Raw genomic sequence first — 11,242 nt, forward strand, 5'->3', positions numbered from 1 at the left:
ACCTCATCGACGGCTGCCTGGCCGAGACCGGACTGGCCATCACTCCACCCTGACCGACACCAACCCGAAAACCTCAGTAGACCCCGACCCCGAGCGCTCCGCATGGGTGCAGCCGTTCATGCGTGCGGACAGGGTGCCGGTCCTCGGCTTCCCCGCCGAACTTTGGGCTTGGGCGGAAGAGTTCGAGGAGCGCGAAGCACGCGAGCACATCAAGGGCGGGCATCCGCTGTTCGAGACGTTTCCGGATGCGGACTGCACCTACAGCCTGTCCGTCTGGCCGGTGCACCTGCGTTCGCACGGTCCGCCGTACCCGTTGCCTGAGCCGCAAACGCACCGGGTCGGCGGACTGTCACACCCGCTGTATGTCCTCGCCGAGGACCCGTGGCGGTAGGCGCGGCGGCCCCGCTGTGTGGCCGCTCTGAGGCCCCCCGGCCCCCGCCACATTGACGCGCTCTGTCCCAGGGGGCGGGCTTCAACCCCGGTCGGCTGTCAGCGTGACGGTCGGCAGCCGACCGGTTCTGCAACAGCACAACCAGCACCACGCACGGACGAACCGACAACGTAGGAGGTACGCAGCATGAGCACCGCAACGGCGACGTCTGTCCCGTTCGGAGTCCGACACTTGGTGTCCCCGGCCCCGGCGAACGACGAAGCGCCCGTCATCACGTACAGCGAAGGGCTTCAGCTCAACGTCTCCGCCGAGGGCAACCCGTGGCACGCGATCACGGCCGAGATGCCCGAGACGCAGACCGAGACCAGCAACGGCGACGGCTCGGCCCCCGGCTCCGACTCCGGAACCGACCTCTACTGACATGCAATCCATCCTCATCCTGACCGGCCGAAACGATCTCACGGCCGATGCAAGTGGTTGAGGAGCTGGTGAATCGCGGCGAACAGGTCGTCAGGTTCGACACTGCCGACTTTCCGACCGCTTCCCGTCTGGCCGTCTCCCTCACCGGGGACGGCTGGGCGGGACCTCTCACTGGCTCCCGCACGGTCCGTCTGGAGTCCGTCAAATCGGTGTGGTGGCGACGCCCCAATGAGTTCCGTACTCCGGACCACTGGCCCGGACACGCTCGCGCCCTCGCGGTCTCGGAAGCACGCTCCGGACTGCTCGGCGTACTCGGCTCCCTGCCTGTCCGGTGGGTCAACCATCCGAGCAAGGATGCCGCCGCGAACTACAAGCCCGTTCAACTTGCCGTTGCCGCTCGCTGCGGGCTGGACGTGCCCCGATCCGTGATCACGTCGGACCCCGAGCACGCACGTACCTTCATGGGGGGCGACACGGTTGTCTACAAGGGACTCGGCGGTGGCGTGCTCGGCCCCGAGGGGAAGCGGCAGTTCCTCCCCGTGGCGCTCGTCTCCGCGGGCCAGGTGGACGACGGAGTGAACGGCACCGCCCATCTGTTCCAAGAGCGCGTGGACAAGGCGTACGAAGTGCGCTTGACCGTGATCGGGAGTCGCGTGTTCCCCGTCGCCATCCACACCGACAGCGAAGCCGCACGGCTCGACTGGCGGACGGACTACCGCTCTCACCGGTATGAAGTGGTGGACATCCCTGCGGAGATGGAAAAGGGGGTGCGTCGGCTCATGGGCGAACTCGGCTTGTTCTTCGGTGCGCTGGACTTTGCCGTCACGCCGGACGGACGTTGGGTGTTCTTCGAGGTGAACCCCAACGGCCAATGGCACTGGCTCGCCGTGAAGGCCGGTGTCCCACTCGTCGAAGCCATGGCCGATGCTCTGCAAGGAGACACAACATGACCGAAGCCCTCTCATGGACCGAAGCCGCCAAAGCGCTTGCCGACAAGGTGACCGCCGACGCCCCCGCATGGCATGACCCCGTGAGCAACACGCCCCGGCACCGACTCGTACCGCGCTGGTGGCAGCGCATCCCGGACAGCCCCACGCAGGAATGGGCGCTGGTGGACCTTCCCGCGCACTCCTCCGAGCGGCTGCACGCCGTGTACACGGACGAGACGCTTGTCACCCGCGTCGGCCCCACGCACGCCGATCACGCCACCCCCGGCGAGCGCGGCAAGGGCGACCCCACGTCGTCCAGCACCCTGCCAGGACTCATCGTCTCCATGGCGCACCGACTCGACGTGCAGCCCGGCCACAAGGTGTTGGACGTGGGCACGGGCTCCGGGTACTCCGCCGCCCTGTTCTCCCGCCGCTTCGGGGACGAGAACGTGACGAGCGTGGACGTGGACCCGTACCTGGTCGAGGCAGCCCGGACCCGCCTCGCCGAATTCGGGCGCACTCCGCGGATGGAAGCCATCGATGCCACCGGGGAACTTCCCGACGCGGAGTACGACCGCATCATGGCGACCGTTTCCGTACGGCCCGTCCCCGCGTCGTGGCTCCGTGCGCTGCGCCCCGGCGGGCGACTGGTCACGACGATTGCCCACACAGCCCTACTGATCACGGCGGACATGGGAACAGACGGCATTGCACGGGGCACTATCCAGCCGGACCCGGCAACGTTCATGGAGACCAGGCAGGAAGCCGACTACCCGGCGAAGCTGAACGACGTGTTCGTGAGGGCCCGCGAAGGGGACGGCGAGGACGTGCGGCCCCCGGACGGACCGGTTCCCGACCTGTGGCAGGAATGGCCGCTTCGATGGCTGTATGAGCTGGATACACCCGGAGTCGAGACCCGCGCGGCCACCTACCCGGACGACGGGCGCCGCGTGGTGTGGCTGCTCGCCGCGGATGGGGCATGGGCGCGCGCCGAGGACGGAACGTCCCCCGTGGTCCACCAAGGCGGCCCCCGCCGACTCTGGGACGACCTGGAACGCGTCCGCCGCAAGTGGGAAGAGAAGAACAGGTTCTCTCTCCACACGATGCGCGCGGAACTGTCGCCCCAGGGAAGCCACCTACTGTCCCCGGACGACGCATGGCGCTTCCCGATCTGACCGAGCCCAGCACCGGCCCCCGGCGCGGCGGCCTCCAGGCCCTCTACACCGCCGTCTTCGGCTCCCTCGCCTGGGCCCGGTTCAGCACCCGCGACATCACCGCCTGACGCCGCACCGTCGTCCCGTCGTCGCGTCGTCAGGCCACGTCCTCGTCAGGCCACGCAGAACTCGTTGCCCTCGGGATCGAGCAGAAGGGTCCACTCGCCCTGCGGCTCCTGGACGTGCCGCACGCGGGTGGCGCCCAGTGCCACCAGCTTCGCGACGGTCGCCTCGCGCTGCTCAGGCCCCGCGTGGACGTCGATGTGCAGCCGGTTCTTGGCCCGCTTGGACTCCGCGCCCGCCTCGGGGACGCGCTGGAAGAGCAGCCGTCTGCCCGTCCCGATGCCGGTGTCAGGGGCCACCGGATCGTCCGGGTGCCGCACGGCCACCGCGCCCCGGAAGTTGCGGCGCCCGTCCTTCTCGACGCACATCGACGCGTCGATGGCCCCGAGGCCCAGCAGCCGCTCGATCACGGGAGTGTTGTCCTCGATCTCGTAGTCCAGCGCGGCGGCCCAGAACGCGGCCTGACCGTGCGGATCGGCCGCGTCGACCACGAGTTTCCAGCCGAGTGCCATGAGAAATCCCCCTCGTCGCCAGTGCGCCAGTGTGAGCCGAAGCTAACGCACGGCACTGACAACGAGGGGGAGTGACGCGGACCGCTCAGGACTCGCTCAGAAGACGAGCTTCCAGCTGTCGATGTAGCCGGTGTCGTTCGCGACCTGGTCCTGTACGCGCAGCTTCCAGGTGCCGTTCGCCGTCTCGCTGGAGGCGTCGACGGTGTAGGTGGCGATCACGTTGTCGGCGGAGTCCGAGCTGCTGTAGCTCTTCAGCCGGTACGCGGTGCCGTCCGGCGCCACGAGGTCCACGACGAGATCGCCGCGCCAGGTGTGCTTGATGTCCACGCCGACCTGGAGGTTGGCGGGCGCGTTGCCCGTACGCCCCGTGACGGTGACCGGGGACTCCACGGCGGCGCCGCGGTCGGGGACGGCGACGTCGGCGGTGTTCTCGAACGTCGTGCCGTCCGGCGGCGGGGTGCCCGTACCCGCGCCGAGCGTCCAGACCGCGTGGGCTATCGCATCGCTGTTGCGGTCGAGCGCGGTGTCGTTGATGTTGCTCGTGGTGTCGCAGGAGGAGTGGTAGCAGCGGTCGAACGCCTGGCCCGCCGTGCCGCCCCACTTCTGGGCCTGCGCCGTCGTCTTGGTGCGGCTCGCGCCGGTGAAGAGGCCGCCGACGGGTATCCCGGCGTTCTTGAAGTTGGAGTGGTCGGAGCGGCCGTCGCCCTCGGTCTCGATCTCCGTGGAGATGCCCTTGGACGCGTACCAGTCCTTGAAGACCTTCTCCAGCTGCGTGTCGTCGTCGTAGACGAAGTAGCCGGGGTTCGGCGAGCCGATCATGTCGAAGTTCAGATAGCCGCTGAACTTCGCGCGCTCGGTCGTCGACAGGCTGTTGACGTAGTTGCGCGAGCCGACGAGTCCGAGTTCCTCGGCGCCCCACCAGCCGAAGCGCAGATGCTGCTCGGGGTTCAGGCCCTCGCGGGAGACGGCCAGCGCGGTCTCCAGGATGGCCGCCGAACCGGAACCGTTGTCATTGATTCCGGGCCCCGACGTGACGGAGTCGAGGTGCGCCCCGGCCATCAGCACCTGGTTGGGGTCCCCGCCGGGCCAGTCGGCGATGAGGTTCCAGCCGGTGGCGCCGTTGGAGGTGAAGGGCTGGAGGGTGGTGGTGTAACCGGCCGCGTCCAGCTTGGCCTTGATGTAGTCGATGGAGGCCCGGTACCCGGCGCGGCCGTGCGCGCGGTTGCCGCCGTTGGCGGTGGCCAGCGACTGGAGCTGGCTCAGGTGCGCCTTGACGTTGGCGAGGGGTATGTCCGGCGCGGCGAGAGTGGGGGCCGGGGGCGCGGGCGGCGCGGAGGGCGCGGCCAGCGCGGGTGCGGCGAGTGAGACCAGCAGCCCTCCGCCCGCGAGGGCCGTGGCCAGACGCCGTATCCAGGGTCTTCGAGCAGTGCGTGATGACATGGTGTGCTCCGGATTCCGTACGAGGTGGGAACGGAACGTGCGTGCTCCCCGCGCGGTGGCGCGGGGAGTTGGAGCTGTGCTGTTCGGTGACGCTTGATGCTCGGGTGCCGGGATGTCCGCGACAAGCCGGAAATCGGACAGCGCCCGCCGATTACCGGCCTTCTGCCGCGCCAGATGCCATCCCCTCCCCGGACCCGCCGCCTCCGCGCACGGTTACCGGTTTTCCGCCGCGTCGGGCGCCGCCGCCTGCCCGGGTCGGCCGCCTCCGGTCTTCGCTCGTGTCGGGCGCCGGGGTCCGCCCGGACCGGCCGCTTCTGGGCACGGTCACGGCAGCCGCCTCGCCCGGTCCGGTCGCTTCCGGGTACGGTTACCGGCTTTCTGCCGCGTCGGGTGCCGGGGCCCGTCCGGGGCGGTCGCTTCCTTCCGGTCTTCGCTCGTGTCGGGCGCTGCTGTCTGCCCGGACCGGCCGCTTCCGGGCACGGTCACGGCAGCCGCCTCGCCCGGTCCGGCTGCTTCCGGGTACGGTTACCGGCTTTCTGCCGTGTCGGGTGCCGGGGCTTGTCCGGGCCCGCCGCCTCCGGGCACGGTGACGGCGGCCTCCTCGGCCACCTCCGCCGCGCCAGCGGCGCTCGCGGCGCTCGCGGCAGCGCGCAACGCCGCCCGCCCCCGTCGCGCGTGCCGCAGCGCGTCCCACGTCAGCAGGCACAGCGCGGCCCACACCAGCACGAAGCCCGCCCAGCGCTCCGGCGGCATCTCCTCGTGGAAGACGGTCAGCCCGAGCAGGAACATGAACACGGGCGCCAGGTACTGCAACAGCCCCAGCGTGGACAGCGGCAGCCGCACCGCGGCGCCGCCGAAGAAGATGAGGGGCAGCGCGGTGGCCAGCCCCGAGAAGACGAACAGCAGCGTGTGGCCCACGCCCTCGGACGCGAAGGTGCCGTCACCGGTGACCCCGAGGTAGACCAGGAACCCGAGCGCGGGCAGGAACTGCACCGCGGTCTCGGCGCCGAAGCCCTCCACCCCGTTGAGCTGGACCCGCTTCTTGATCAGCCCGTAGGTGGCGAAGCTCAGCGCGAGCGCGAGGGAGAGCCACGGCGTGCGCCCGTACGCGAACGTCATCACGGCCACCGACACCGCGCCGACCCCCACGGCGACCCACTGCGCCGGGCGCAGCCGCTCGCGCAGCAGCAGCACGCCGAAGGCGATGGAGACCAGGGGGTTGATGAAGTAGCCGAGGGAGGATTCGAGGACGCGTCCCTCGTTGACCGCCCAGATGAACAGGCCCCAGTTGACCGAGATCGCGACGGCCGCGAGGACGATGAGGCCGAGCTTGCGCGGCTGCCGCAGCAGCGGGCGTATCCAGGCCCAGCGGCGCAGCGCGAGGAGTATCAGCACGACGGTCGGCAACGACCACACCATGCGGTGGGCCAGCACCTCGGCGGCCCCTGTGGACTCCAGCAGGTGCCAGTACAGGGGCAGCAGCCCCCAGAGGCCATAGGCGCCGAAGCCGAAGAGCAGACCGGTGCGCTGCTCGCTGTGCGTTCCCACGAGGCCCCCTCCAGGACGGTCGACGAGGACCACGAACGTAGCGCCGCACGCCGCCCGCTGTCATTTCCGTTTCGTATTTTGGTCCTGTCGACGGAAGGGGCGGGAGAGCGGGACGGAAACCGTGCCCGGAACGCGGAAGGGCCCCGCCGGTGCGTACCGGCAGGGCCCTTCCGTATGACTCCGTACGACGGACCGAAGAACGGACCGAAGAGGCGCGTGGCCCCTCAGCCGACCACCGTCCAGGTGTCGTTGCCCGCGAGCAGCGCGCCGAGATCGCCCTTGCCGTTGCGCTCGACGGCCTGCTCCAGCTGCTCGGCCATGTCCGTGTCGTAGACGGGACGACGCACATCGCGCAGCACGCCGATCGGGGTGTGGTGCAGCGTGTCCGCGTCGGCCAGCCGGGAGAGCGCGAAGGCGGTGGCCGGGGAAGCGGCGGTTGCGTCGTGCGTCAGCACCCCGTCCGTGCCCTCCTCCGCGACGTCGATGACGCGCAGCTCACCCGTCGACGGATCGCGCACGACGCCCTTGGAGCCGAGGCCGTCCTCGCCGGGCACGCCGAAGCGGATCGGCTGGCCGTGCTCCAGGCGGATCACGGCCTCCTGGGCCTGTTGCTTGTCCTTGAGGACCTCGAAGGCGCCGTCGTTGAAGATGTTGCAGTTCTGATAGATCTCCACCAGCGCCGTGCCGGGGTGGTCGGCGGCGGCGCGGAGCACGCTCGTGAGGTGCTTGCGGTCGGAGTCGACCGTACGGGCCACGAAGGACGCCTCGGCGCCGAGCGCGAGCGAGACGGGGTTGAAGGGGGCGTCCAGCGAGCCCATCGGCGTCGACTTGGTGATCTTGCCCGCCTCGGACGTCGGGCTGTACTGGCCCTTGGTGAGGCCGTAGATCCGGTTGTTGAAGAGCAGGATCTTCAGGTTCACGTTGCGGCGCAGCGCGTGGATCAGATGGTTGCCGCCGATGGACAGCGCGTCTCCGTCGCCCGTGACGACCCACACGCTCAGATCGCGGCGTGCCGAGGCGAGACCGGTGGCGATGGCCGGGGCGCGGCCGTGGATGGAGTGCATCCCGTAGGTGTTCATGTAGTACGGGAAGCGGGACGAGCAGCCGATTCCGGAGACGAAGACGATGTTCTCCTTCGCCAGCCCGAGGTCGGGCATGAAGCCCTGGACGGCGGCGAGCACCGCGTAGTCCCCGCAGCCGGGGCACCAGCGCACTTCCTGATCGGACTTGAAGTCCTTCATGGACTGCTTGCCCTCGGCCTTGGGCACCAGGGAGAGCGCGTCGGCCTCCTGGGCGTCAGGGCCCTCCAGCAGGGTCTCAGCCATGGGTGATGGCCTCCTTGAGAGCGGTCGCGAGCTGTTCCGCCTTGAACGGCATGCCGTTGACCTGCGTATACGACTGTGCGTCGACGAGATACTTGGCGCGGACCAGAGTGGCGAGCTGTCCGAGGTTCATCTCGGGCACGACCACCTTGTCGTAACGCCTCAGCACCTCTCCGAGGTTCCGGGGGAACGGGTTGAGATGGCGCAGATGCGCCTGGGCGATCCGCCCGCCCTCCCGCCGTACCCGGCGCACGGCCGCGGTGATGGGCCCGTAGGTGGACCCCCAGCCGAGCACCAGTGTGTCCGCCTCGCCGCTGGGGTCCTCGGCCTCGATGTCCGGGACCTCGACGCCGTCGACCTTGGCCTGGCGCGTGCGGACCATGAAGTCGTGGTTGGCGGGGTCGTAGGAGATGTTGCCCGTGCCGTCCTGCTTCTCGATGCCGCCGATGCGGTGTTCGAGGCCCGGCGTGCCCGGCACGGCCCAGGGGCGCGCGAGGGTCTGCGGGTCGCGCTTGTACGGCCAGAAGACCTCGGTACCGTCGTCCTGCTGGTGGTTGTAGCCGTTGGCGAACTGGACGCGCAGATCCGGGAGTTCGTCCAGCTCGGGAACCCGCCAGGGCTCGGAGCCGTTGGCGAGGTAGCCGTCGCTGAGCAGGAAGACCGGGGTGCGGTAGGTCAGGGCGATGCGCGCGGCCTCCAGCGCGGCCGTGAAGCAGTCGGCCGGGGTCGAGGGGGCCACGATCGGGACGGGCGCCTCGCCGTTGCGCCCGTACATCGCCTGGAGCAGATCGGCCTGCTCGGTCTTGGTGGGCAGGCCCGTGGAGGGGCCGCCGCGCTGGATGTCGATGATGAGCAGCGGCAATTCCAGCGAGACGGCGAGCCCGATGGTCTCGGACTTGAGCGCGACGCCGGGGCCCGAGGTGGTGGTGACCGCGAGCGAGCCGCCGAAGGCCGCGCCGAGCGCGGCGCCGATCCCGGCGATCTCGTCCTCGGCCTGGAAGGTGCGCACGCCGAAGTTCTTGTGCTTGCTCAGCTCGTGCAGCACATCCGAGGCCGGGGTGATGGGGTACGAGCCGAGGTACAGCGGCAGGTCGGCCTGCTGGGACGCCGCGACGAGCCCGTAGGCCAGGGCCAGGTTCCCGGAGATGTTGCGGTACGTGCCGGGCGGGAACGCCGAGGAGGCCGGGGCCACCTCGTAGGAGACGGCGAAGTCCTCGGTGGTCTCGCCGAAGTTCCAGCCGGCCCGGAACGCGGCGATGTTGGCCTCGGCGACCTCGGGCTTCTTGGCGAACTTGGTGCGCAGGAAGTGCTCGGTCTGCTCCGTCGGCCGGTGGTACATCCACGACAGCAGGCCCAGCGCGAACATGTTCTTGGACCGGCCGGCTTCCTTGCGGCCCAGCTCGTAGGTCTTGAGCGCCTCGACGGTGAGCGTGGTCAGCGGCACCTCGTGCACGCTGTAGCCGTCGAGGGAGCCGTCCTCCAGGGGGCTGCCCTCGTAGCCGACCTTGGCCATCGCGCGCTTGGTGAACTCGTCCGTGTTGACGATGATCTCCGCGCCGCGCGGCACGTCCGCGATGTTCGCCTTCAGCGCGGCCGGGTTCATCGCGACCAGCACGTTCGGTGCGTCGCCCGGGGTGAGGATGTCGTGGTCGGCGAAGTGGAGCTGGAAGCTGGAGACGCCCGGGAGGGTGCCGGCGGGGGCCCTGATCTCGGCGGGGAAGTTCGGCAGGGTCGACAGGTCGTTGCCGAAGGAGGCGGTCTCGGAGGTGAACCGGTCGCCGGTGAGCTGCATGCCGTCGCCGGAGTCGCCCGCGAACCGGATGATCACTCGGTCCAGGCGCCGGACCTCTTTGTCGGCCCTGTCCTTCTTGCCGTGCTTGCCGTTCTGGTCGGGCCCCGCGGACAGGGCGGGGCTGTCTGTCGAGTCGGCTGGGTCGGCTGTGTCGGCCTGGGAAACGTCGTTCTCGTCGGCAGGAGACTGCGGCCCGGCTGGGCTACTGACCTCGCTGGTCACGGTGGATCTGACCTCCCTAGAGGCGGCGGCTCGCCTGCCATCGTACGTCGGTAAGGGTGCCCTTCCCGGGGAAGATCGCATGATGGACCGCATTTTGAGACGCTTCTCCGTATCTGGAGCCGCACGCCCTGAACACCCCCCGGTGTACCCCTCAAGCTCCACATTTCGCCCTGCACGCCCCGTCGTGACAGGTCATCGGTCCAGTTCGTCGAGAAACGGTCGATCCGGTTGTAGAAGTCGCAGAAACGGTGGAAACGGTCGGGAAAGCCTAAGAATTAAGATAGGTGAGCACGGCCAGCACCCTACGGTGATCCGCGTCACTCTGGGACAGCCCCAGCTTCAGGAAGATGTTGCTGACGTGCTTCTCCACGGCCCCGTGGCTGACCACGAGCTGCTGTGCGACGGCGGAGTTCGTCCGGCCCTCGGCCATCAGCCCCAGCACCTCCCGCTCCCGGGGGGTCAGCCCCGCCAGCACGTCCTGCTTGCGGCTGCGGCCCAGCAACTGGGCGACCACCTCGGGATCGAGCGCGGTGCCGCCCTCGGCGACCCTCACCACCGCGTCGACGAACTCCCGCACCTCGGCCACCCGGTCCTTGAGCAGATAACCGACCCCGCGGCTCGATCCGGCCAGCAGCTCCGTCGCGTACTGCTCCTCCACGTACTGCGACAGCACCAGCACCCCGAGATCCGGGTGCGCCTCGCGCAGGGCGATGGCGGCGCGCACCCCCTCGTCGGTGTGCGTCGGCGGCATCCGCACGTCCGCCACCACCACGTCCGGCGACTGGCCCGCTTCGGCCAGCTCCGCGACGGTCTTGACCAGCGCGTCGCCGTCGCCGACCCCGGCGATCACCTCGTGCCCACGGTCCGTCAGCAGCCGGGTCAGGCCCTCCCGGAGCAGCACCGAGTCCTCGGCGATGACCACGCGCACCCTGTCCTCCACGATCACTGGCCCCCGGCTCCCCCGCCCTCGCCCTGATGAGACGGGACCAGCATCCCACTTTTCGGGGCGGTGGAGGGGTGTACGGACGCTGTTCGGCCGGGCGGAGGGGGCTGCGGGGTCGGTGGCGCGGGGCGGGGCGGGTGCGTGACGTGGGACGGGCGCGCGGCGTGGGACGGGACACGGGGCGGGTCAGCCGCGTCCCGCGTGCCAGGGGAGCTGCGCGGTCACGGACGTCGGACCGCCCTCGGGCGACTCCAGCAGCAGCATCCCGTCGACGGAGCCGAGGCGTTCGGCGAGGCCGGAGAGTCCGGTTCCGGTGGTGGTGTCGGCGCCGCCCCTGCCGTCGTCGGTGACCTGGAGGAACAGGCGGGTGTCGCTGCGCCAGATGTCGATGGTGGCGCGGGTGGCGTGGCTGTGCTTGCTGATGTTCTGGAGGAGTTCGGAGACGG

Annotated in this window: 11 protein-coding genes and 1 pseudogene; 5 read left to right on the forward strand and 7 right to left on the reverse strand. The window is 69.8% G+C overall.

Annotated elements, in window-relative coordinates:
* From ACYVOO_RS10185 to ACYVOO_RS10205, 5 genes and pseudogenes are all read left to right on the forward strand, one after another.
* Nucleotides 1-391: pseudogene (locus ACYVOO_RS10185) on the forward strand (hypothetical protein); the annotation flags it as partial.
* 186 nt (nucleotides 392-577) lie between these two features.
* Nucleotides 578-811 carry a putative ATP-grasp-modified RiPP gene (tgmA, locus tag ACYVOO_RS10190; RefSeq protein WP_461015318.1) on the forward strand — a complete coding sequence of 78 codons (234 nt, stop codon included), beginning with the start codon at nucleotides 578-580 and terminating at the stop codon, nucleotides 809-811.
* A 47-nt stretch (nucleotides 812-858) separates the two neighbouring features.
* Nucleotides 859-1,761 carry an ATP-grasp ribosomal peptide maturase gene (gene tgmB, locus ACYVOO_RS10195; RefSeq protein ID WP_461015319.1) on the forward strand — a complete coding sequence of 301 codons (903 nt, stop codon included), beginning with the start codon at nucleotides 859-861 and terminating at the stop codon, nucleotides 1,759-1,761.
* Complete coding sequence (locus ACYVOO_RS10200) at nucleotides 1,758-2,915, forward strand: methyltransferase domain-containing protein (protein WP_461015320.1); 1,158 nt, start codon at nucleotides 1,758-1,760, stop codon at nucleotides 2,913-2,915. Before tgmB ends, ACYVOO_RS10200 begins: the two co-directional genes overlap by 4 nt.
* Nucleotides 2,897-3,022, forward strand: coding sequence for a hypothetical protein (locus ACYVOO_RS10205; RefSeq protein ID WP_461015328.1), 126 nt, complete (start codon nucleotides 2,897-2,899; stop codon nucleotides 3,020-3,022). Before ACYVOO_RS10200 ends, ACYVOO_RS10205 begins: the two co-directional genes overlap by 19 nt.
* 45 nt (nucleotides 3,023-3,067) lie before the next feature.
* On the opposite strand, the gene ACYVOO_RS10210 is transcribed toward ACYVOO_RS10205, so the two are convergent.
* The 7 genes from ACYVOO_RS10210 to ACYVOO_RS10240 all read right to left on the reverse strand — a co-directional run.
* Nucleotides 3,068-3,529 (reverse strand): VOC family protein, encoded by a 462-nt coding sequence (locus ACYVOO_RS10210; protein ID WP_461015321.1) that lies wholly within the window; start codon nucleotides 3,527-3,529, stop codon nucleotides 3,068-3,070.
* A 96-nt stretch (nucleotides 3,530-3,625) separates the two neighbouring features.
* The gene (locus tag ACYVOO_RS10215) at nucleotides 3,626-4,969 is read right to left on the reverse strand and encodes a M28 family metallopeptidase (protein WP_461015322.1); all 1,344 of its coding nucleotides are present in this window, start codon (nucleotides 4,967-4,969) and stop codon (nucleotides 3,626-3,628) included.
* A 525-nt stretch (nucleotides 4,970-5,494) separates the two neighbouring features.
* A complete protein-coding gene (rarD, locus tag ACYVOO_RS10220; protein ID WP_461015323.1) occupies nucleotides 5,495-6,517 on the reverse strand; it encodes an EamA family transporter RarD in 1,023 nt (340 codons plus the stop codon).
* 224 nt (nucleotides 6,518-6,741) lie between these two features.
* Nucleotides 6,742-7,842: a 2-oxoacid:ferredoxin oxidoreductase subunit beta gene (locus ACYVOO_RS10225; protein ID WP_461015324.1), complete on the reverse strand. Its 1,101-nt coding sequence runs from the start codon at nucleotides 7,840-7,842 to the stop codon at nucleotides 6,742-6,744.
* The gene (locus ACYVOO_RS10230) at nucleotides 7,835-9,745 is read right to left on the reverse strand and encodes a 2-oxoacid:acceptor oxidoreductase subunit alpha (RefSeq protein WP_461015326.1); all 1,911 of its coding nucleotides are present in this window, start codon (nucleotides 9,743-9,745) and stop codon (nucleotides 7,835-7,837) included. The genes ACYVOO_RS10225 and ACYVOO_RS10230 overlap by 8 nt, the downstream gene beginning before the upstream one ends.
* 376 nt (nucleotides 9,746-10,121) lie before the next feature.
* Nucleotides 10,122-10,781: a response regulator transcription factor gene (locus ACYVOO_RS10235; RefSeq protein ID WP_461015327.1), complete on the reverse strand. Its 660-nt coding sequence runs from the start codon at nucleotides 10,779-10,781 to the stop codon at nucleotides 10,122-10,124.
* Nucleotides 10,782-10,982: 201 nt separating this feature from the next.
* A partial coding sequence (locus ACYVOO_RS10240; RefSeq protein ID WP_461015325.1) for an ATP-binding protein occupies nucleotides 10,983-11,242 on the reverse strand: 260 nt, incomplete at its 5' end.

It is taken from the genome of Streptomyces daliensis (assembly GCF_054782395.1).